Origin of the sequence: Mesorhizobium sp. M0040 (assembly GCF_040323505.1) — a bacterium.
In the GTDB taxonomy this organism is placed as follows: domain Bacteria; phylum Pseudomonadota; class Alphaproteobacteria; order Rhizobiales; family Rhizobiaceae; genus Mesorhizobium.
In genome coordinates, this window is sequence record NZ_JAMYVA010000015.1 from 70350 (window position 1) to 90398 (window position 20049).

22 protein-coding genes are annotated in these 20049 nt (G+C 63.9%); 4 read left to right on the top strand and 18 right to left on the bottom strand.

Annotated features, from left to right (window positions below):
• Nucleotide 1: 1 nt before the first annotated feature.
• The 6 genes from NKJ91_RS15670 to tesB all read right to left on the bottom strand — a co-directional run bounded on the left by NKJ91_RS15670 (nt 2) and on the right by tesB (nt 7563).
• Nucleotides 2–808, bottom strand: coding sequence for an exodeoxyribonuclease III (locus NKJ91_RS15670; RefSeq protein ID WP_352456311.1), 807 nt, complete (start codon nt 806–808; stop codon nt 2–4).
• A gap of 133 nt (nt 809–941) precedes the next feature.
• The gene (locus NKJ91_RS15675; RefSeq protein WP_031213172.1) at nt 942–1625 is read right to left on the bottom strand and encodes an outer membrane lipoprotein carrier protein LolA; all 684 of its coding nucleotides are present in this window, start codon (nt 1623–1625) and stop codon (nt 942–944) included.
• A 134-nt stretch (nt 1626–1759) separates the two neighbouring features.
• Entirely contained in the window at nt 1760–4417 is a 2658-nt protein-coding gene (locus NKJ91_RS15680; protein WP_352456312.1) for an FtsK/SpoIIIE family DNA translocase, read from the bottom strand.
• Nucleotides 4418–4757: 340 nt separating this feature from the next.
• Complete coding sequence (locus tag NKJ91_RS15685) at nt 4758–6080, bottom strand: ammonium transporter (protein ID WP_031212694.1); 1323 nt, start codon at nt 6078–6080, stop codon at nt 4758–4760.
• A gap of 49 nt (nt 6081–6129) precedes the next feature.
• Complete coding sequence (locus NKJ91_RS15690) at nt 6130–6468, bottom strand: P-II family nitrogen regulator (RefSeq protein WP_023679755.1); 339 nt, start codon at nt 6466–6468, stop codon at nt 6130–6132.
• A gap of 219 nt (nt 6469–6687) precedes the next feature.
• Nucleotides 6688–7563: an acyl-CoA thioesterase II gene (gene tesB / locus NKJ91_RS15695; RefSeq protein WP_031212697.1), complete on the bottom strand. Its 876-nt coding sequence runs from the start codon at nt 7561–7563 to the stop codon at nt 6688–6690.
• A gap of 101 nt (nt 7564–7664) precedes the next feature.
• On the opposite strand from tesB, the gene NKJ91_RS15700 reads away from it, so the two are divergent.
• A complete protein-coding gene (locus tag NKJ91_RS15700; protein ID WP_352456313.1) occupies nt 7665–8909 on the top strand; it encodes a ubiquinone biosynthesis hydroxylase in 1245 nt (414 codons plus the stop codon).
• Between the two features lie 31 nt (nt 8910–8940).
• Here the strand turns inward: NKJ91_RS15700 and NKJ91_RS15705 are convergent, their stop codons facing one another.
• The 3 genes from NKJ91_RS15705 to NKJ91_RS15715 form a co-directional block, all read right to left on the bottom strand.
• Entirely contained in the window at nt 8941–9399 is a 459-nt protein-coding gene (locus NKJ91_RS15705) for a hypothetical protein (protein ID WP_352456314.1), read from the bottom strand.
• A gap of 212 nt (nt 9400–9611) precedes the next feature.
• Entirely contained in the window at nt 9612–9968 is a 357-nt protein-coding gene (locus NKJ91_RS15710; RefSeq protein WP_352450152.1) for a YciI family protein, read from the bottom strand.
• Nucleotide 9969: 1 nt separating this feature from the next.
• Nucleotides 9970–10209 carry a hypothetical protein gene (locus NKJ91_RS15715; RefSeq protein ID WP_352450153.1) on the bottom strand — a complete coding sequence of 80 codons (240 nt, stop codon included), beginning with the start codon at nt 10207–10209 and terminating at the stop codon, nt 9970–9972.
• Between the two features lie 225 nt (nt 10210–10434).
• Here NKJ91_RS15715 and NKJ91_RS15720 point away from each other — a divergent pair, with 225 nt between their 5' ends.
• Nucleotides 10435–10860: an OsmC family protein gene (locus NKJ91_RS15720; RefSeq protein WP_352456315.1), complete on the top strand. Its 426-nt coding sequence runs from the start codon at nt 10435–10437 to the stop codon at nt 10858–10860.
• A gap of 213 nt (nt 10861–11073) precedes the next feature.
• On the opposite strand, the gene NKJ91_RS15725 is transcribed toward NKJ91_RS15720, so the two are convergent.
• The 7 genes from NKJ91_RS15725 to NKJ91_RS15755 form a co-directional block, all read right to left on the bottom strand.
• The gene (locus NKJ91_RS15725; protein ID WP_352456316.1) at nt 11074–11715 is read right to left on the bottom strand and encodes a YceH family protein; all 642 of its coding nucleotides are present in this window, start codon (nt 11713–11715) and stop codon (nt 11074–11076) included.
• A gap of 238 nt (nt 11716–11953) precedes the next feature.
• A complete protein-coding gene (locus NKJ91_RS15730) occupies nt 11954–12733 on the bottom strand; it encodes a succinate dehydrogenase iron-sulfur subunit (RefSeq protein ID WP_023679764.1) in 780 nt (259 codons plus the stop codon).
• The gene (locus tag NKJ91_RS15735) at nt 12733–13170 is read right to left on the bottom strand and encodes a DUF3052 family protein (RefSeq protein WP_352456317.1); all 438 of its coding nucleotides are present in this window, start codon (nt 13168–13170) and stop codon (nt 12733–12735) included. Before NKJ91_RS15735 ends, NKJ91_RS15730 begins: the two co-directional genes overlap by 1 nt.
• Nucleotides 13171–13172: 2 nt before the next feature.
• Complete coding sequence (gene sdhA / locus NKJ91_RS15740; protein ID WP_023679766.1) at nt 13173–15011, bottom strand: succinate dehydrogenase flavoprotein subunit; 1839 nt, start codon at nt 15009–15011, stop codon at nt 13173–13175.
• 4 nt (nt 15012–15015) lie between these two features.
• A complete protein-coding gene (gene sdhD / locus NKJ91_RS15745) occupies nt 15016–15411 on the bottom strand; it encodes a succinate dehydrogenase, hydrophobic membrane anchor protein (RefSeq protein WP_292663226.1) in 396 nt (131 codons plus the stop codon).
• 1 nt (nt 15412) lies between these two features.
• Entirely contained in the window at nt 15413–15832 is a 420-nt protein-coding gene (gene sdhC / locus NKJ91_RS15750) for a succinate dehydrogenase, cytochrome b556 subunit (protein WP_292663224.1), read from the bottom strand.
• Nucleotides 15833–16074: 242 nt separating this feature from the next.
• Nucleotides 16075–16455, bottom strand: coding sequence for a hypothetical protein (locus NKJ91_RS15755; protein WP_352450157.1), 381 nt, complete (start codon nt 16453–16455; stop codon nt 16075–16077).
• Nucleotides 16456–16709: 254 nt separating this feature from the next.
• Here NKJ91_RS15755 and NKJ91_RS15760 point away from each other — a divergent pair, with 254 nt between their 5' ends.
• A complete protein-coding gene (locus NKJ91_RS15760) occupies nt 16710–17069 on the top strand; it encodes a hypothetical protein (protein WP_352450158.1) in 360 nt (119 codons plus the stop codon).
• Here the strand turns inward: NKJ91_RS15760 and NKJ91_RS15765 are convergent.
• Both NKJ91_RS15765 and NKJ91_RS15770 read right to left on the bottom strand, forming a co-directional pair.
• Nucleotides 17053–18273: a GGDEF domain-containing protein gene (locus tag NKJ91_RS15765; RefSeq protein WP_352456318.1), complete on the bottom strand. Its 1221-nt coding sequence runs from the start codon at nt 18271–18273 to the stop codon at nt 17053–17055. The genes NKJ91_RS15760 and NKJ91_RS15765 overlap by 17 nt on opposite strands.
• Nucleotides 18274–18349: 76 nt before the next feature.
• A complete protein-coding gene (locus NKJ91_RS15770) occupies nt 18350–19546 on the bottom strand; it encodes a GGDEF domain-containing protein (protein WP_352456319.1) in 1197 nt (398 codons plus the stop codon).
• 161 nt (nt 19547–19707) lie between these two features.
• Between NKJ91_RS15770 and NKJ91_RS15775 the strand changes: the two genes are divergently transcribed.
• Nucleotides 19708–20019, top strand: coding sequence for a hypothetical protein (locus NKJ91_RS15775; RefSeq protein ID WP_023679773.1), 312 nt, complete (start codon nt 19708–19710; stop codon nt 20017–20019).
• The last annotated feature ends 30 nt before the right edge of the window (nt 20020–20049 follow it).

Genomic DNA, 20049 nt, shown 5'->3' on the forward strand with positions numbered 1-20049 from the left:
GCTAATCCAGGTTGAAACGCCCGATCACCGGCACATGGTCCGAGGGCCGTTCCCAGCCGCGCGCCGGCCGCAGGATTTCATAGCCGGCAAAATGCGGCACCAGGTTTGGCGACGACCAGACATGGTCGAGGCGGCGGCCGCGATTTGAGGCCTGCCAATCCTGGGCGCGATAGCTCCACCAGGTGTAGAGTTTCTCCTCGTAAGGCACATTGAGCCGCATCAGGTCGATCCAGTCGCCGGCGAGCCGCATTGCCTCGAAGTTTTCCGTCTCGACCGGCGTATGGCTGACGACCTTGAGGAGCTGCTTGTGCGACCAGACATCGTGCTCGAGCGGCGCGATGTTGAGGTCGCCGACCAGGATCGAGCCGGAGTGCTCGTCATGCTCGGCGCGGACGGCGTTCATCTCGGCAACGAAATCGAGCTTGTGCTTGAACTTGCGGTTGACGGCCGCGTCGGGCTCGTCGCCGCCGGCCGGTACGTAGAAATTGTGCAGCAGGATCGTTTTGCCGCCGGCGTTGACGGTGACCGACAGATGCCGGCTGTCGTCGATCTCGCAGAAGCGGCGCTTTTCGACCACCTCGATCGGCCGCCGCGCTATGGTGGCAACGCCGTGATAGCCCTTCTGGCCATGGAAGGCGATGTGCTCGTAGCCGAGCTTGCGGAACGCTTTCTCCGGAAACAATTCGTCCGGAACCTTGGTTTCCTGCAGGCAGAGCACGTCCGGCGCCTGCTCGACCAGCAGGCGTTCGACGATCGGCATACGCAGCCGGACGGAGTTGATGTTCCAGGTAGCGACGGAAAACGGCATGTGGGTTCCGGATAACGCGAGATCCGCCGGATTGGTCCGACGGAAGTCAATCGCGGAAACTACTGCCAGCCGCGCACCGCAAAAACAAGCCGCCTGCACCAACGCGGAAAAGCCATCCCGCAGCAGTAGAAAGTTACCGCGTCTTGGTGTTCAGCTCGCGGTTCGCCGTATAGTCGATGGCGAAGGTGTCGGGGGCGAAGCTGACGCCCTCCTTGGTGTTGAAGATCATCACCGTCGTGTCCTTGCCTTGCGCATCGGTGATGGTCCACTGCCGCAATTCATAAGATTTCGGATCGAACATCATGGTGATCTTCGAATTGCCGAACACCGATTTGTCGGCAAGCTGGATGGTGGTGAGATCGTCCTCTTCCTTGACGCTTCTGACGCGCCCGCCCGACAGATCGATCTTGTCGTCGAGCAGCAGCTTCAGCGGCGTCTTCGACAGCGGATAGAGGTCGGAGGTCCGCAGCTTCTTGTTGAGGATGACCACCGACTTGCCGTCGGAAATCACTCTGAAATTCGAGGCGCCGTCGTAATTGAAGCGGATCTTGCCCGGCCGTTCCAGAAAGAACTTGCCGCCGGTCTGCTCGCCCTTGGGTCCGAACTGCACGAACTCGCCGCTCATCGATTTGACCGAGGAGAAATGATCGGCGATCTTCTGCGCCGTCGCCGGAACCGCTGCTTGCGCCGACGCCAGCAACTGGAAGCCGGGCACGAGGTTGGCGGCCGCCGCACCGGCCAGGACCAGGCCGAGGCCGAGCACCTGCCGGCGGGTTGGGGCGAAATCCCTGCTTGGGGCGAGAGTTGCGTTTTTCATGCCGGTCACCATCATCTGATTGCTTGCTCGTTATATTGGTCTGGCCCCCCAGTTGGGCTTAAGTTTGGCGGGCCGCACGGCGCCCGTCCGCTGCAACGCGCCAAAAGGTTCAAAGTTGCCGGCGCGGACGCGCTCTAGAACTTGTCGTCCTCCGTCGGCACCAGGATTTCGCGTTTTCCGGCATGGTTGGCCGGGCCGACAATGCCTTCCTTCTCCATCTTCTCGATGATCGAGGCGGCGCGGTTGTAGCCGATGCCGAGCCGGCGCTGGATGTAGCTGGTCGAGGCCTTGCCGTCGCGCAGCACCACCGCGACCGCCTGGTCGTAGGGATCGTCGGAATCCTCGAAATTGCCGCCGTCGCCGCCGCCACTGCCTTTGCCCGTCGGCTCGTCGTCATCCTTGTCGTCGTCCTCGGTGATGGCGTCGAGATATTCCGGCACGCCCTGCAGCTTCAGATGCGCGACAATTTTCTCCACCTCGTCGTCGGAGACGAAGGGACCGTGCACGCGCTGGATGCGGCCGCCGCCGGCCATGTAGAGCATGTCGCCCATGCCGAGCAGCTGTTCGGCGCCCTGCTCGCCCAGGATGGTGCGGCTGTCGATCTTCGATGTCACCTGGAAGGAGATGCGGGTCGGGAAATTCGCCTTGATGGTGCCGGTGATGACGTCGACCGACGGCCGCTGCGTCGCCATGATGACATGGATGCCGGCGGCGCGCGCCATCTGCGCCAGGCGCTGCACCGCGCCTTCGATGTCCTTGCCGGCGACCATCATCAAATCGGCCATCTCGTCGATGATGACGACGATGTAGGGCATCGGCTCGAGGTCGAGGTTCTCCGTCTCGTAGATCGCCTCGCCGGTTTGGCGGTCGAAGCCGGTCTGCACGGTGCGCGAGATCCTTTCGCCCTTTTTCTCGGCCTGCTGCACGCGCGCGTTGAAGCCGTCGATGTTGCGGACGCCGACCTTGGACATCTTGCGGTAGCGGTCCTCCATCTCCCGCACGGTCCATTTCAGCGCCACCACCGCCTTCTTCGGATCGGTGACGACCGGCGTCAGAAGATGCGGAATGCCGTCATAGACCGAGAGCTCCAGCATCTTTGGATCGATCATGATCAGCCGGCAGTCCTGCGGCGTCAGCCGGTAGAGCAGCGACAGGATCATGGTGTTGATGGCGACGGACTTGCCCGAGCCGGTGGTGCCGGCGACCAGCACGTGCGGCATTTTGGCGATGTCGACGATCACCGCCTCGCCATTGATGGTCTTGCCCAGCGCCAGCGCCAGCTTGGCCTTGGTGGTTTCGAAATCGCGGCTGGCCATGATCTCGCGCAAATAGACCGTCTCGCGCCTGGCGTTCGGCAATTCGATGCCGATCGCGTTGCGGCCGGGCACCACGGCGACACGGCAGGCGATGGCGCTCATCGAGCGGGCGATGTCGTCGGACAGGCCGATGACCCGCGACGATTTGATGCCGGGCGCCGGTTCCAGCTCGTAGAGCGTGACGACCGGACCCGGACGCACATGGATGATTTCGCCCTTGACGCCGAAATCCTCCAGCACGCCCTCGAGCAGGCGGGCGTTCTGCTCCAGCGCGTCCTTGGACAGGCTGGCGTCGCGCACCACGTTCTTTGGTTCCGACAGGAAGTGCAGCGACGGCATCTCGAATTTTTCCGAGCCGATCAGCGAAGTCTGCGCCTCGCGCTGGACGCGGGCGCCGGGGGCCGGCCGCGGCGCCGGCGCCTCGACGCGTGTCGCCGCGTCGGAACGGAAGTTCTGCACCTTCGCCGTCGGCGCCGCGCGGCGCTGGCCGGCCGGCTCGGGCGCGAAATCCATGTCGTCGTCATTGTCGTCGTTATCGAAGACGTCGGCATCGTCAGGGTCGATCGAGGCACTGCGGTCGTTGACCATGGCGGCGAAGAATTCCGGCTCGACGCGGGCGCGCCCGCCCGGGCTCATCCGCGCCTCGGCGAACTCGGCCGATTCGACCCGTTCGGCCGCCCGCCGCCAGGCGCTGGGCCGCGGTTCCATCTCCGGCTCGAAATCGTCGCGCTCGCGCCGGCGCGCGGCGCGGCGGCGCAGATAGGCCCGCAGCGACAGCCACCAGTGGGTGATGGCGCCAAGCGCCAATATACCTTCGTCGCCCTCGTCCTCTTCATTGTCGAAAAGCAGGTCGTCCTGCGGATCGGGCACTGCAGGCTGTTCGAGGACCGCAAAGCCGTTCTTGCGCGAAATCAGCGCCGAGCCATACAAGAATACCCACAGCGCCGGCGCTGCCAGGAGCACGGCGAGCACGCTGGCGACGAGGCCGGTCGGATAGCCGCCGATGACCAGGCCCGGGATATTGAGCACCATGTCGCCGAAGACGCCGCCGAGGCCGGTCGGCAGCGGCCAGGTCTTGGGCGGCACCACGCAGCCGGCAATTGCCGCGCCAAGCAGCGAAAACCCGAACCAGGCCAGCGCCCGTTTCGGCAGCCGGTCGACGCCGCGCGCGGTAAACAGCAGAAATCCCCAGATCACCGCCGGCACCAGCGCCGCAACGGCGGCAAGTCCGAAGAACTGCATGGCAATGTCGGAAAAGACGGCGCCGGCATAACCCATTGCATTGGTGACGATATTATCGGTGGCGTGCGAAAAGCTCGGATCGGCGACGTTCCAGGTGGCAAGGGCGGCGACGCCGAAGCCAACCAGAGCAAACAGCCCGGCACCGACCAGGCGCCCGACCTGGCGCCTCGCGAACGCCCGGATGCCGTGCCCCGTATCGGCCAGCGCAAGCGGTGCTGAAGCCCCTGAACGCATGCTCTTCCTCGTCTGTCGTTGCCCGGCCGGGCGCGGACGCGCAACACGGCAGATTCGGCTGTCAGACTAGCGGCGGGAAGGTTAAGGGCGCATTAACCATGGGCATTCTGCGTCACCGGTACGGGCGACCGCCACCACAGTTCGAAGCCGCTGCGGCCGATGTTTCACGCCGCCGGCGGATCGAGCACCTTGATCAAGCGACCGTGATCGAGCCATCACGGCCATCCGCGCGCAAAAAAGAGGCCCGGAAATCTTCCGGGCCTCAAGGCGTGAGCCCTTTCGGGAGCATCACGACGGGATCTTCCCGGCACCGGCAAAACGCCGGTACCAGCCAATACCTTTACGGCACCACTTCGCCGTGCTGGCTGATGTCGAGGCCTTCGACCTCTTCCGGGGTGGAAGGACGCAGGCCGACCAGCGCCTTGACGATGTAGAGGATCACGAAGCTCGCGATCGCCGTCCACAGGATGGTGAAGACGATACCGTAGAGCTGCTTGCCGACAGAGGCGCCCGAGCCGAGGCTGTTGATCGCCGGATCGGCGAGCACGCCGGTCAGCAATGCACCGATGATGCCGCCGATGCCGTGCACGCCGAATGCATCGAGCGAGTCGTCATAGCCGAACGCGTGCTTGAGCTTGACGGCCGAGACGTAGCAGAGCACGCCGGCGACGATGCCGACGATGAAGGCGCCGGTCGGATTGACGAAGCCGGAAGCCGGCGTCACCGCGACCAGGCCAGCGACGGCGCCCGAGATGATGCCGAGAACGCTCGGCTTCTTGGCGACGATCCATTCGGCGAACATCCAGGCGAGCGCCGCAGCAGCAGCGGCAACCTGGGTGTTCAGCATTGCGGCACCGGCAAGGCCGTCGGCGGCCAGTTCCGAGCCGGCGTTGAAGCCGAACCAGCCGACCCACAGCAGCGAAGCGCCGATGACGGAGTAGACGAGGTTGTGCGGCGCCATGTTGGTGGTGCCGTAGCCTTCACGTTTGCCGAGAACCAGCGCGCAGACCAGGCCGGCAACACCGGCATTGATGTGAACGACCGTGCCGCCGGCGAAATCGAGAACGCCGGCTGTGCCGAGGAAGCCGCCGCCCCACACCCAATGCGCGATCGGGGCGTAGACCACCAGCAGCCACGCGCCCATGAAGATGAGCAGCGCCGAGAACTTCATGCGTTCGGCGAAGGCGCCGGCAATCAGCGCCGGCGTGATGATGGCGAAGGTCATCTGGAACATCGAGAAGACGAACTCAGGAATGTTCGCCACGCCCGGCAGCCACAGCGAGGAGGTGGTGATGCCGTTGTGGAAGAACTTCGAGAAGCCGCCGAGATAGGCATTCATGCCGCCGCCATCCGAGAAGGCCAGCGAGTAGCCGAACATGAACCACAGCACCGTCACCAGGCAGGTGATGGCAAAGCTCTGCATGATGGTGGCGAGCACGTTCTTTTTGCGCACCATGCCGCCATAAAACAGCGCCAGGCCCGGTATGGTCATCATCAGCACCAGCGCCGTCGAGGTCAGCATCCAGGCTGTGTTGCCGGTGTCGAGCGCGGGCGCAGGGGCAGCCGGTGCCGCCGGTGCCGCTTCCTGCGCGAACGCAGCAACCGTGCCCAGTGCAGCGAGAGCGAGCGAACCTAAAACGGCCGCGCGTCCCGTTATCTTCAAGGTGGAAGGAATATTCATTGAACTCTCCATTGGAATACGTATCCGCAGCTCAAAGCGCGTCGGTGTCTGTTTCGCCGGTGCGAATGCGCACCGCCTGGTCGATGCCGAAAACGAAGATCTTGCCGTCGCCGATCTGGCCGGTCTTGGCCGCCGCAGTGATGGCTTCGACGGCCTTGTCGACCATGTCGACAGCGACCGCGACTTCGATCTTGATCTTCGGCAGGAAGCTGACCGCGTATTCCGCCCCGCGATAGATTTCCGTGTGCCCCTTCTGACGTCCGTAGCCTTTTACTTCGGTGACGGTCAGGCCCTGGATGCCGACTGCGGTGAGCGCCTCGCGCACCTCGTCGAGCTTGAACGGCTTTATGATTGCCATCACGATCTTCATAAGGTTTCACCCTTTGCTGTTGCGGGTCCCCGCGTTTGCACGACTTCGCCGATCCCCATGAGAGCCGGAGAGTGCCCGCTAGGATTCAAGCTCCGTGCCAATTGCCGAAGCAGGGTGTTAAGCTGTTGTTAAACAACGAAATCGAGAAGGTCTGGCAGCTGCCTGTTCACAGGCGCGGCAGTGCATATGCTTAAAAAATAGGCAAATTTCGAAAAATGCCTACTCCGCAGGCGGCCGCTTCAGCCGGATGAGTCCTTCTTGGGCAACCGAGGCGATCAAGGTGCCGTCGCGGGCAAACAGCGAGCCGCGGGTAAAGCCACGCGATCCTTGCGTCGACGGGCTGTCTTGCGTGTACAGCATCCAGTCGTCGAGCGGATGGCTGCGGTGGAACCACATGGCGTGGTCGAGGCTGGCTGCCTGGATATCACGATCGAAAATGGCGCGGCCATGGGCAAAGGTCGAGGTGTCGAGCAGAGTCATATCCGAGAGGTAAGCGAGCACGGCCGCCTGCGTGGCGCGGTCGGCCGGCACCGGGCCGGTGGTGCGGATCCAGATGTTCTGCTTCGGCTCGAGCTTTTCCCGGCTGGTATAATGCTTCAGCATCACCGGCTTCATCTCGATCGGCCGGTCGCGCTCCCAATAGCGCTTGATGCCGTCGGGCACGGCTTCGCCGAACTTGCCCAGCAATTCGCGCTGCGACAGCAACGTGTCGGGCGCCGGCACGTCCTGCGGCATCGGCACCTGATGTTCCAGGCCGACCTCATCCTGCTGGAACGAGGCTTCCAGCGAAAAGATCGCCTGGCCGTGCTGGATCGCCACGACGCGGCGCGTGGTGAAGGAGCCGCCGTCACGGATGCGGTCGACCTCGTAAATGATAGGCACCTTGGTGTCGCCCGGCCGCATGAAATAGCCATGCAGCGAATGCACGTGGCGCTCGGGCTCGACCGTTCGCTGCGCGGCGACCAGCGCCTGGGCGATGGTCTGGCCGCCGAAGATGCGCTGCCAATCGAGCTTGGGGCTGCGACCACGATACAGGTTGTGTTCCAGCTGCTCGAGGTCGAGAATGCCGAGAAGCTCGTCCATGGCTGCCGTCATCTTGACCTCGCCGCAAAATTACCATGGCGGTTTCCGACAGGAACAGCGGGCAGTCAAGGGCGGAATGCCCGGCGACAGTCAGGCTGCGAAAGGAATTGCCCATGGTCGACAGCAAGAATTCGCTCGACGTTCTGGTCGCCGGCGCCGGTTATATCGGCTTGGCCGCCGCCGTGTCGCTGAAGCAGGCGCGGCCGAGCCTCGCCGTCGCCGTCGTCGATGCAGCACCCGCCGGCGTCTGGCAGAAGGACGGCCGCGCCTCGGCGATTGCCGCCGCCGCGTGCCGCATGCTCGACCAGCTCGGCGTCTGGAATGAGATCGCGCCGGAGGCGCAGGCAATCACCGAAATGATTGTCACCGATTCGCGCACATCCGATCCCGTCCGCCTGGTGTTCCTCACCTTCGACGGCGAGGTCGCGCCCGGCGAACCCTTTGCGCATATGGTCGCCAACAAGGATTTGAACGGCGCCTTGCGCCGGCGCGCCGAACAACTCGGCATCGGCATCATCGAAGGCGTCGCCGTCAGCGCCTTCGACATCAACGGCGCCGGCATAACGGTGCATCTTGCCGACGGCGCGACGCTGAAGGCGCGGCTGCTGGTTGCCGCCGACGGCGTCAATTCGAAGCTGCGCGACATGGCCGGCATCAAGACGGTGAAATGGGAGTATGGCCAGTCCGGCATCGTCTGCACGGTGGCGCACGAGCGGCCGCACAACGGCCGCGCCGAAGAGCATTTCCTTCCCGCGGGCCCGTTTGCCACGCTGCCGCTCAAGCCGGGCAAGGACGGCACCAACCGCTCGTCGATCGTCTGGGTCGAACGGTCGCAGGATGCCGAAAAGCTGGTCGCGGGCGACACCCTGGTCCTAGAATACGAGCTCGAGCAGCGCTTTGGCCTCAAACTCGGCGAAATCCATATCGCCGACAAGCCCCGCGCCTGGCCTCTCGGGCTGACCATTGCGCGCGCCTTCGTCGCGCCGCGCATCGCCTTGGCCGGCGACGCCGCCCACGGCATCCACCCGATCGCCGGACAGGGTCTCAATCTCGGCTTCAAGGACGTGGCGGCGCTGGCCGAAGTGGTGGTCGAGGCCGACCGGCTCGGCCAGGACATCGGCGCGCTCGACGTGCTCGAGCGCTACCAGCAATGGCGGCGTTTCGACACGGTGCAGATGGGCATCACCACCGATGTGCTGAACCGGATGTTTTCCAACGATTTCGGCCCGCTGCGCACTTTGCGCGACATCGGCCTCGGCCTCGTCGAGCGCATGCCCCGGCTGAAGGGGTTTTTCATCCGCCAGGCGTCGGGTCTGTCCGGCGACACGCCGAAACTGTTGAAGGGCGAGGCGATTTAGGCTTGGCGAGTGCGCGTCTTTGGCCGTTCGGTCAGTTGACCTCGAAGCCCAGCTTCTGGCGCAGCCGCAGCATGCGCTGGTCGGGAATCTGCAGGTTTTGCCCACCGGCTTCCGCCACACGGCCGACCATCTGCAGCAGATCGTTCCTTTCAGCCGCGTCGAGGCGTTCGCGCAGGAACGGCGCCAGCTTGTCGATGACGACCGTGGCGTCATCAATTTGCGATGCCGCCCATTTGGCGTAGATCACCGCTTCATCGGTCTGTTTTTTGTCGGCAATCTCCGAGATCACCGATCGAATGGCAGCTTCGCGTTGCGGCAGCACAGGACCATGTTCGGAAACGATGGCGGTGATCAGCGTCGCGGCCGCCACGACCGGATCGTCGATCGCCGTCAGCGGCGAGAGTGCCGCCTGCTTGCGTAGCTTCTTGCGGCGCGCATTGCCCTGCACGCGACCAACGACGTCGGCAACCTCACGCGCCGCGTCGTTCATGATCTTCAGCCGGTATCACCAGAAGCCCGCTGCTCCGAGCAGGCCGATTGCTGCAATCAATATATGCATGCCCCGAAATCCCCCGATCTCGGCGACGATAGGAGAAGTATTGCTTCGCTTCAACACGCAAAAGTTGCGTCCGACGAAGAAAACGAAAGCCCGCGCCAGTCGTTGGTCGCCACCGCTCCGCGGAGGAACTTATCGAGACATCTCTATGACCCGGGCACCTTGTAGATCGCCCGCACCTCGATCGTGCCGATTTCGGCCAGCGGAATCTCGCCCGCGATCTCCAGCGCCTCGTCGAGGCTCTCGGCCTCGATCATGACGAAACCGAGCAACTGCTCCTTGGTTTCGGCGAAGGGGCCGTCGGTGACCAGCCGCTTGCCCTTGCGCCTGCGAACGGTTTTCGACGTTTTCACCGATTGCAGCGCCTGCGCGATGATCAGCATCCCGCGTTGGTCCAATGACCGGTCATGGGCCATCGAATCGGCGTCGAGCTTGGCCAGCCTCTCGGGCGTCATTGCGTAGAGATCTTTTTCTTCACCATAGACCAGGCAAACATACTTCATTTTATCTCCATTCCTGGCTTGAAGCCGAAGACGAGGCTACGGAAATCTCCGCGGAGCCCTTGCCTGCCGCAGAATCGAGACCGGCCGCAGCATAGTCGAGAAGAGATACCGCAATCCCGATAATGGCAATCGCCGCAAGCAATCGGCCGAAGCCGGAAGGCTGCAGGCGCGACCAGTCGGCTTGTTGTTCACCGGCCCTGTGGCCGGTGCTTGTCCAGTGAGCAGAAAACAGGTTGTTCATGTGGTCCTCCATCCGGCCACCAAGTCCATGGCCGCCCGCAGGACGGCCGGGACAGATGGAAGTCGACATTTTTGCACGCATATTTTTTCGCGATTTTTTTCCCGAGCGATTTTGCCCGACCATGCTGCTGTCGATACGAAAGCGCGGGTGGCCTTCGCTCCCGCGCGCGCTATAGTCGACTGGATGCCGATCACGGGCTCAGCCACGACAATCAAGGAGGAATTGATGGACCGCACCGCCAACGCCGTTTGGAAAGGCAGTTTCAAGGAAGGCAAGGGCACACTCGAAACCCAGAGCGGGGCGCTGAAGGGCACTCCCTATTCCGCCAAGATGCGTTTCGAGGACGAGAGCGGCAAATCCGGCACAAACCCGGAAGAGCTGATCGCCGCCGCCCATGCCGGCTGCTACGCCATGCAGCTTTCGCATTTCCTCGCCGAGAACGGCACCCCGGCTGCCGAGCTCGACGCCAAGGCCGTGGTAACGCTTGTCCCCGGCACCGGCATCACCGGCAGCGCGATCACGCTGGTCGGCAAGGTGCCGGGCATCGATGCCGCCAAGTTCAAGGAATTGGCCGAAAAGGCCAAGGCCGAATGCCCGGTCTCGAAGGCGCTCGGCGCCATCAAGGTATCGCTCGACGCCAGGCTCGGGTGAGAGCTGGTCTGCGGAAAGCGGGCGATCCTTCGCGCCCCCCTCTGCCCTGCCGGGCATCTCCCCCACGAGTGGGGAGATTGGCCGTCATCCTGCCTTTCGCCAATCTCCAACGCTGAATGAGAGGCGGGACGGCGAAGCTGCCAATCTCCCCCCTCGTGGGGGAGATGTCCGGCAGGACAGAGGGGGGCGCTGTCCCGCCAACCTCTCGAATGATTATTGGCTTTTTTCGCCAACGAGCGCGTCGAGGCGGGCGCGCAATGCCGCGACCTCTTCCTCGAGGGCCTGCACGCGCGTCTCCAGATCCGACGCCGGCGAGGACGACTGCAGGGGCGCTGCGGCAGCCGACAGCTGCGGCGGCCCGCTGAGCAGATGGACATAGCGATCCTCGCGCTGGCCGGGACCACGGTCGATCTGCTGCACAAGCGGCGGCCTGCGGCCGATCAGCAGATCGAGATTGCCGCGAAGCTCGTCGATCGACGGCAGCCGCGCCATGCGCTCGCTTCGCGCCAGCAATTCATAGGCCGTCTGCGGGCCGCGCAGCAGCAACAGGCCGAGCAGCGCGATCTGCGCCGAGGTCAGGGAAAAGCGCTGCGCTACGACATGGTCGTAGCGCTCGACGCGCGACGCGAACACCTGCCTGACTAGGCCCTTCTGCTCGAGCTGGCCAAGCGCTCTTCTGACCTCGGCAAGCTCGACCGACATCACCGGCTCGCGCGCCGTCTTCTGGTTGGCCGCCGCATGTGCCGCATTGAGCGTCAGCGGATAGACGTCCGGCGTCAGCTCCTTCTTCTCGATAAGGCAGCCGAGCACGCGGGCTTCGATGGGAGAGAGGATGGGAAGGTCGGAATCGGTCATAAGTTTGCTATCCTTTCGAACTCGGCGGGACAGCGCCCCCCTCTGTCCTGCCGGACATCTCCCCCTCTAGTGGGGAGATTGGCTGTCATCACCGCTTCGCCACTTTTCAAGGCTGCAGAAAGGGCGCTGTCCTCCAAGCTGCTAATCTCCCCCATTGAGGGGGAGATGTCCGGCAGGACAGAGGGGGCGCGAAGGATCGCTGCGGACGAGACGATCTCGGCTGCAACCCGCCCGCCGCCTACACCCGTCGCTCCACCATCATCTTCTTGATCTCGGCGATCGCCTTGGCCGGGTTGAGCCCTTTGGGGCAAGTCTGGGCGCAGTTCATGATGGTATGGCAGCGATAGAGCCGGAACGGGTCTTCGAGATTGTCGAGCCGCTCGCCCGTCGCCTCGTCCCTGGAATCGATCAGCCAGCGATAGGCCTGCAGCAGCGTCGCCGGGCCGAGATAGCGCTCGCCGTTCCACCAGTAGCTCGGGCAGGAGGTCGAGCAGCAGGCGCACAATATGCATTCGTAGAGCCCGTCGAGCTTTTCGCGGTCCTCATGGCTCTGCAGCCATTCCTTGGCCGGCTCGGGCGACACCGTCTTCAGCCACGGCTCGATCGAGGCGTGCTGGGCGTAGAAATTGGTGAGGTCGGGCACCAGGTCTTTGACCACAGCCATGTGCGGTAGCGGATAGACCTTGATCGCGCCGGAAATGTCGTCGCAGCCCTTGGTGCAGGCCAGCGTGTTCGACCCGTCGATGTTCATGGCGCACGAGCCGCAAATGCCTTCGCGGCAGGAGCGGCGCAGCGTCAGCGTCGGATCGATCTTGTTCTTGATCCAGAGCAGCGCGTCGAGCACCATCGGCCCGCAATCGTCCATGTCGACGAAATACGTATCCATGCGCGGGTTCTCGTCATCGTCCGGCGACCAGCGGTAGATGCGGTATTCGCGCAGGTTGGTCGCGCCCTCCGGCTTCGGCCAGGATTTTCCGGCCATGATCTTCGAGTTTTTCGGAAGCGTGAGTTCGACCATTACCTCAGGTCCTTTCGGATGACGAGCTTCAGCCCGGACCAGATCTCGTTCACGGCGGCGACCTTGACGTCGACGAGGTCGAGCTTCAGCGCCTCTGTGCGGATAACGTCCTCGGTGACGTCGATCGGCACTTTCGATGCCTTCTTCGGCCAAGAGACCCAGACCATGCCGTCCCGCTTGATCGCCGCTTCGACGTCGCCAAGACGGTCCTCGATCTCGACACGCTGCCGGGTGAAAGCATGCACGGCATCGTATTTGTCATGAACGCCCGAAATCGCCGACCAGTTGGCCAGCCGGTCGACACCGGCAAAATCGACGGCGTCGGCCAGATCGTCCAGTTCCGCCGGCAGCGCGATGAAGGCCGCGGTCATCCCGCCCTTCAGGCCGAGCTTGGCCGGAAGGAGCGTGCCGGAATATCCCGCAACCGCCAGCGCCATCGTCAATACACCCTGGCCTTTGGCGCGATCTTGGCCGGGTTGATGCCGCCGTCTGCTTCCTTAAGCAGCGTTTCGGTGTGCACCGGCCGGTAGGTGAGCGCCACCTCGCCGGCCTCGTTGAGCCGAGCCAGCGTATGCTTGCGCCAGTTGGCGTCGTCGCGGGCCGAAAAGTCCTCCCGCGCGTGCGCGCCGCGGCTTTCCTTGCGCGCCTCGGCGCCGTAGACGGTGGTGATGGCGTTGGCCATCAGGTTTTCCAGCTCCAGCGTCTCGACCAGGTCGGAGTTCCAGATCATCGAGCGGTCAAACACCTTGACGTCGCCGAGTTCACCCCAGATCTGCGAAATGCGCCTGCAGCCGCTTTCCAGCGATTCCTGGGTGCGGAACACCGCCGCGTCCTCCTGCATCGCCTTCTGCATCTTTTCGCGTAGCACCGCGGTCGGCGTCGAGCCGTTGGCGTGACGCAGCCGGTCGAAGCGGTCCATGATCTTTTCGACGGCGGCCTCGTTGGGCGAAGGGATCGCCGATGTGCGGTCGATCACCTGGCCGGCCCGGATTGCCGCCGCACGGCCGAACACCACCAGGTCGATCAGCGAGTTGGAGCCCAACCGGTTAGCACCGTGCACCGAGGCGCAGCCGGCTTCGCCGACCGCCATCAGCCCGGGCGACACCTGGTCCGGATTCGACGCCGTCGGGTTCAGCACCTCGCCCCAGTAATTGGTCGGCACGCCGCCCATATTGTAGTGGACCGTCGGCAGCACCGGGATCGGCTCCTTGGTCAGGTCGACGCCGGCAAAGATCTTTGCCGATTCCGAAATACCCGGAAGCCTCTCGTGCAGAACGGCCGGGTCGAGATGGTCGAGATGCAGGAAAATGTGATCCTTCTTCGGGCCGACGCCGCGGCCCTCGCGGATCTCCAGCGTCATGCAGCGCGAGACCACGTCTCGGGAAGCAAGGTCCTTGGCCGACGGCGCGTAGCGCTCCATGAAGCGCTCGCCCTCGGAATTGACGAGATAGCCGCCCTCGCCGCGCGCGCCCTCGGTGATCAGGCAGCCGGCGCCGTATATGCCGGTCGGGTGGAACTGCACGAACTCCATATCCTGCAGCGGCAGGCCTGCGCGTGCGGCCATGCCGCCGCCATCGCCGGTGCAGGTATGCGCCGAGGTGGCCGAGAAATAGGCGCGGCCATAGCCGCCGGTCGCCAGCACCACCATCTTGGCCGAAAAGCGATGGATGGTGCCGTCGTCGAGGTTCCAGGCGACGACGCCGGTGCAGGTGCCGTCCGGCTCCATGATCAGGTCGAGCGCGAAATACTCGATGAAGAACTGCGCATTGTGCTTCAGCGACTGGCCGTAGAGCGTGTGCAGCATGGCGTGGCCGGTGCGGTCGGCGGCCGCACAGGTGCGCTGCACCGGCGGCCCCTCGCCGAAATTCATCATCATGCCGCCGAACGGCCGCTGGTAGATTTTCCCGTCCTCGGTGCGGCTGAAGGGAACGCCGTAGTGCTCGAGCTCGTAGACCGCCGCCGGCGCTTCGCGCACCATGTATTCTTGAGCGTCGGTGTCGCCCAGCCAATCTGAGCCTTTGACGGTGTCGAAGAGATGCCACTGCCAGTTGTCGGGACCCATATTGGCGAGCGAGGCGGCGATGCCGCCCTGCGCCGCAACCGTATGCGAGCGCGTCGGGAACACTTTGGTGATGCAGGCGGTGCGCAGGCCCTGTTCGGCCATGCCGAGCGCGGCGCGCAGGCCGGCGCCGCCGGCGCCGACGACCACGACGTCGAATTTGTGATCGACATAGCTATAGGCGGAAGCCGTGTTGGCGTTCTTCGCGTCCTTGGCCAAAAAATCAGCCTCCAAATGCCAGTTTAAGCAGGGCGAAGACCGAAGCGACGCCGACGACTACGGGAAAGAATGTGTTGAGGGCGAGCAGCGCCAGCCTGGTGCCTTCGCCATGCACATAGTCTTCGATGATCGCCTGCATGCCGAGCCGCATGTGGTAGAGCACCGACAACAGCACCAGCGCCAGCACCAGTGCAACGAACGGATTGGCAAGTGCGGCGCGCACCTCGAGATAGCTGGCGCCGTTGAGTGCGATCAGGAAGCCGACGAAGAACAGGACCAGCGGGATGTTGGAGATCGCCGTCAGCCGCTGGCGCCAGAAATGGCCGGTGCCCTCGCGGGCGGAACCGAGGCCGCGGACCTTGGCCAGCGGCGTGCGCATGTCGGTGTTCTTGCCGTTCATGTCAGGCTCCCCGCGCCATGTAGCCGGCGATCCAGATCAGCAGCGTCAGCGTGACCGAGCCGGCAAGCGTCGCCCAGGCGATCCTCGATGCCGTATGCTTTTCCAGCCCTGCCCCAGTGTCCCAGATAAGATGGCGCACACCGCCCAGCATGTGGTGCATCAGCGCCCAGCTGTAGCCGAACAGCACCAGCCGTCCCAGCCACGAGCCGAAGGCCCAGTTGACGGCATTGAAGGTCGCCTCCGAGCTCGCCGCCGCCATCAGCCACAGCGCGACCAGCAGCGTGCCGAAATAGAGCGCCCCGCCGGTGATGCGGTGGACGATCGACATCGTCATGGTGATCGGCGGCCGATAGACGGTCAGATGCGGCGAAAGCGGCCGTTCACGTCTGGCAAATTCGCGGGTGGCTGGTGATTTGCTCATGGCTCCCCCAGTTCGGCGTCTCTGGAGCCTCAGGTGGGAATGCGGCATTACCGCTTCCGGTTGCGACTTCGGACAGCCGGTTTCTAATGCTCTTTTTGCACCGCGTCAAAGCCGGAAAACCGTTTCGAAAACGTAATTTAGTCTGATGAAAGCGAGGCTTTCAGCTTCAATCGATTAGGACTGTCGCCTTGCGCCGGCACAATGTCGCCGCACTGCAAAATATGGCTGGCGCAAGGGGCGGATCAGCGCTTGCAGGCCAGCGGTGATGCACCGCCCTTCATCACCAGCGCCTCACGCCCATCGATCACGATTGCGTCATGCGCCTCGCCGTAACGGCTGGTCTGATTGGCCGGTGACGCCGGCAGCTCGGCGCTGGCGCCGTTCTGGCCGAGGACGCGCACCGACGTGCCGAGATTCTCGATGGTCATCACGCTACCGTCGGCGCAGTTGTAAGTAGCTGTGCGCGGCTGCGGTGCCGTCGGTTCGCTAGCGGCGGGAGCCAGCGACACGGAAGCGGCGGCCGTGTTGCCGAGCTTGGGCGCGCTGGTCTGCGGCGCGCAGGCGGCGGCAGCCAGCAGCGGCGGAATGGCCAGCGCCATCCGAAACGTGCGGCGTAATCTCATTTGCTGCTTTCCCCCCGCGTATCGAGCCCGCCGCGATGCTCCGGCAAGCCACCGGATTTCATGCTTTTTGAGTCGCGCCCGATGCTGGGGATGGTGGGAACAAGGCATGGCCGAATGATGGCCGGTGGGCGATCGAGTATTAACCATATTTTCCGAGACCTCGCCCCTGCTGCGGTTGCCCTCTTAACAAAGGTTAATAAAAGGTTAATTTCTGATTCGAGGAGGCTTGCCTCTCAGCAATGGAGCAGCACGCCATGCATTCGAATTCAGCAGGATCGCGCCTTCCCTGGTTCCTATTGGCGGCGCTCGCCGTCGGCGTCGTCGCACCGGCATTCGCCGGGACGCGCCATCATGACCGCGTCTATGCCGATTCCTTCGGCAATCTCGTCATCGACAGTGCCGCCGGCTACAAGCGTATCCTCGTTGGCGAGGGCAAGCTGGCCAAGGAATTGTCCGACTACACCAGCGCCGGCCAGCCCGACGTGATCTACGAAAACGAATCGGACGATGTCCGCGGCGGCGACTGCTATAGGCCGCCGGTTTTCGTCAAGGGCCGCAGCTATATGTACGGCCTCTCCGACGGCGAAATGCCGGAGCTCAGCCCCTGCCGCTGACGGCCACGCCGCCCTTGGTTGACGGCGCCGGCAGGGCAACAGCCGGCCCCACCGAGACACGCACGCAATCGCGACCGCTGCCCTTCGCCTGATAGAGCGCTTTGTCGGCGCGCCGCAGCAGGTCGGAAAAGCTTTCACCCGGACCAAGCTCGGCAACGCCGAAGCTGGCGCTGCAGCGGTGATCCGCGGGCAGGCAGTCGATCGGCGTGGCACCGAAGGCGCTACGCGTGCCCTCGGCAAAGAGCCGGGCGGCGGCTAGATTGGTCCCCGGCAGGAAAATAGCGAATTCCTCGCCGCCGATGCGGCCGGCGACATGATGGTCGGCCGCGGCATCGCGGAGAAAACCGGCAAAGGTCTCGATGACCCGATCGCCCGACGCGTGGCCGTAAGTATCGTTGATGCGCTTGAAATGGTCGAGATCGGCAATGACCAGTGCCGCCGGAACGGCGCGCCGCATGGCGTCACGCAGTGCGATCTCGGCATGGCGCTCGAAGCCGCCACGGTTGAGCAGCCGCGAAAGCGTGTCGGTTTCCGATTTCGACGTCGCCTCGGCGAGCACGTCGCGGACCAGGATAGCCAATGTCACCAGCGCAAGCGCCAGGCCGAACACGGTGCCGACCGACTGCGACACCAACGCATAGCTGGTCTGCGCATAAGATTGCGGGTTGGCGCCCCAGCCACCAAGCGCATGGGCGATGAAGGGTTTGCTGGCGAACTGCAAGGTGCTGGCCGCCAGGACAGCCATCAGCATATAGTCGAGCCGCTCGCGTCTTTGCCTGGACGACACGACGATCGCCAGCCCGGTGAACTGCATGGCCGCATAGGGAAGCTGGTAGGCCGCCATTCGCACAAAGGATTGGCGTGGCAGGTCCTGCACGAAGTAGACCGCGAGGGTGGCGAAGACCAGGAAGAACAGCATCGGCGGCCAAGGCGGCGAAACGCGGTATTTATGGGCAAGCCCGCCATTGAAGGCGACGGTAGCGCCAAGGAAGGCGGCAAAGGCGGCGACAACCATGGGGCGCGCATTGTCGAAGGCAGGAATGCTGAACTCGATCGCGAAATAAGCCGTGCCGAGCACATAGCCGAACGCCAGCCAGCGTGCCGACACCCGGCCGGCGTCATAGACCGCGATCGTCATGAAGGCCGCCGCCAGCAGCCCGGCAACGAACAGGTTGATCATCAGGATGAAATTAGCGCTGCCCATGGCGTTTTGGCACTCCCCCCGAACAGCAAATCACCAACGCGCGAAAAAGACGTTAATTCGAAGCCGCCGCTGACGCTCAGCCAGCACTGGTCCGATTGGGAAGGACGACCGTTTCAGGCCGCTGACAGGACAGGCATACGCTGTCGCGGCCACTCCTTTTGGCTTTGTAGAGCGCTTCGTCGGCGCGGCGCATCAGTGGGTCCAGCCCTTCGTCGCTGGTGCGGGCGGCCACGCCGAAGCTCGCGGTCACTCTTGTGTCGGGCGGAAGTCCGTCGATTCTGCCCGCCGAATAGACCGTGCGAATGGCTTCGGCAAACAGTCTTGCCGCGCCAAGGTCGCTGAGCGGCAACAGCACGGCGAACTCTTCGCCGCCGATACGGCCGGCAACGCCGCGCGTACCTGCAGCCGACAGAAGCTTGGCAGCGAAGTCGGCGATGACGCGATCGCCGGCCGCGTGGCCATGCTGATCGTTGAGCGCCTTGAAATGATCGAGATCGGCAAGCACCAGCGCAACCGGCAATTGCGCCGTGGCACAGTGCTGCAGGACAAGCATGGCGCGCTCCTCGAAGCCGCGGCGGTTGAGCAGGCCCGACAGCGGGTCTGTCAGGGTTTCGGTCTTCAGGGCCTTCATCACGTCGAGCGCGGCGGCGCCGAACAGGCAAAGCGCAATAAGCAGCGACAGCAATGCATGCGACAGCAAAGCCGTCGTCCAGTAGGACGAGGAGTAAAGCCCTTCATAGCTGGTGAACGGCCCATGCGCGATGACGACGGCAAGCGTCCGCGCCAGGAAGTTCAGGCCGGAAAGCAGCGACAGCACGAACAGGATCATTTCTGTCGGGCCGTTGTTGCGCACCACGCGCAACTCGGCGGCGACAACCAGGCTGATGCCGCCGAAGCTGAAATTGATGGCAAGGATACGCCAGGTGAGATCCGGCCGGGCAAAAAGAAACCACGAGAACGCGGCCAGGCCGCCGCAGGCCAGAATGCCGACCGCCGGGTAAGGCACGCGCCGCCCATAGCGCGCAATGACCGCGCCGGCGAGACAGCAGGTGGCGAAGGTGAAGCACAGGATCGAGATGAGCTTGGTCGGTGCCATGCCGACCGGCAGCGTGAAATACTGGAGCAGGAAGCCTGCGGCCGAGGCCGAGTAGCCCGCCGCCAGCACAGCCAGATAGGAACGGTGGCGCTGATAGAACCACAGCACGAGAAATGCCGCGCCGAGTGTGAGGGCGATGCCTGGATTGAGCAGCGCTATGAGCAGGTCGGTGTCCAAGCGCTGTAATTTCCCCTCGCTTCCCCTTGGAGGACCTTAGAGCGGAAGCCCAAACAAGCGGTTAAGCGAAAGCGAATATACGACAGGTGCGTCGACAAAGCCGCTGGGCGGAACCGCGAACGGCGAGCGGCGTTTCACGACGGCAACCAGGAGACGCTCCGATGGCCGACACGATCATGCTGACCGATCACGATGCAATTCGCTCATGGGCCGCGGCACGCGCCGGCTTTCCGGCGATCGTCGACGTGTCGCCCGAAGCCGGAACGCAGCCCATGCTGAGGCTGGTCTTCGGCCAGCATGCCTACCAGGACCAGGATGAGGCCGAACGCCCGGTCAACGCCGGCGGCTACGAACTGGTCGAATGGGACGAATGGTTCAAACTCTTCGACGAGCGCCAACTGGCGCTGGTCGTCGCAAAGGACCAACCCGGCCGCCGTGAGGGATTCCACGAATTCGTCAGGCGGCCCGACTGAAGAATGCCCGAACCGCATTGCGGCTCGGGC

Coding starts and splice junctions, on each gene's coding strand:
- NKJ91_RS15670 (WP_352456311.1), bottom strand. CDS start 808: ATGCCGTTTTCCGTCGCTACCTGGAACATCAACTCCGTCCGGCTGCGT.
- NKJ91_RS15675 (WP_031213172.1), bottom strand. CDS start 1,625: ATGAAAAACGCAACTCTCGCCCCAAGCAGGGATTTCGCCCCAACCCGC.
- NKJ91_RS15680 (WP_352456312.1), bottom strand. CDS start 4,417: ATGCGTTCAGGGGCTTCAGCACCGCTTGCGCTGGCCGATACGGGGCAC.
- NKJ91_RS15690 (WP_023679755.1), bottom strand. CDS start 6,468: ATGAAGATCGTGATGGCAATCATAAAGCCGTTCAAGCTCGACGAGGTG.
- tesB (WP_031212697.1), bottom strand. CDS start 7,563: ATGACGGCAGCCATGGACGAGCTTCTCGGCATTCTCGACCTCGAGCAG.
- NKJ91_RS15700 (WP_352456313.1), top strand. CDS start 7,665: ATGGTCGACAGCAAGAATTCGCTCGACGTTCTGGTCGCCGGCGCCGGT.
- NKJ91_RS15705 (WP_352456314.1), bottom strand. CDS start 9,399: ATGAACGACGCGGCGCGTGAGGTTGCCGACGTCGTTGGTCGCGTGCAG.
- NKJ91_RS15710 (WP_352450152.1), bottom strand. CDS start 9,968: ATGAAGTATGTTTGCCTGGTCTATGGTGAAGAAAAAGATCTCTACGCA.
- NKJ91_RS15715 (WP_352450153.1), bottom strand. CDS start 10,209: ATGAACAACCTGTTTTCTGCTCACTGGACAAGCACCGGCCACAGGGCC.
- NKJ91_RS15720 (WP_352456315.1), top strand. CDS start 10,435: ATGGACCGCACCGCCAACGCCGTTTGGAAAGGCAGTTTCAAGGAAGGC.
- NKJ91_RS15725 (WP_352456316.1), bottom strand. CDS start 11,715: ATGACCGATTCCGACCTTCCCATCCTCTCTCCCATCGAAGCCCGCGTG.
- NKJ91_RS15730 (WP_023679764.1), bottom strand. CDS start 12,733: ATGGTCGAACTCACGCTTCCGAAAAACTCGAAGATCATGGCCGGAAAA.
- NKJ91_RS15735 (WP_352456317.1), bottom strand. CDS start 13,170: ATGGCGCTGGCGGTTGCGGGATATTCCGGCACGCTCCTTCCGGCCAAG.
- sdhD (WP_292663226.1), bottom strand. CDS start 15,411: ATGAACGGCAAGAACACCGACATGCGCACGCCGCTGGCCAAGGTCCGC.
- sdhC (WP_292663224.1), bottom strand. CDS start 15,832: ATGAGCAAATCACCAGCCACCCGCGAATTTGCCAGACGTGAACGGCCG.
- NKJ91_RS15755 (WP_352450157.1), bottom strand. CDS start 16,455: ATGAGATTACGCCGCACGTTTCGGATGGCGCTGGCCATTCCGCCGCTG.
- NKJ91_RS15760 (WP_352450158.1), top strand. CDS start 16,710: ATGCATTCGAATTCAGCAGGATCGCGCCTTCCCTGGTTCCTATTGGCG.
- NKJ91_RS15765 (WP_352456318.1), bottom strand. CDS start 18,273: ATGGGCAGCGCTAATTTCATCCTGATGATCAACCTGTTCGTTGCCGGG.
- NKJ91_RS15775 (WP_023679773.1), top strand. CDS start 19,708: ATGGCCGACACGATCATGCTGACCGATCACGATGCAATTCGCTCATGG.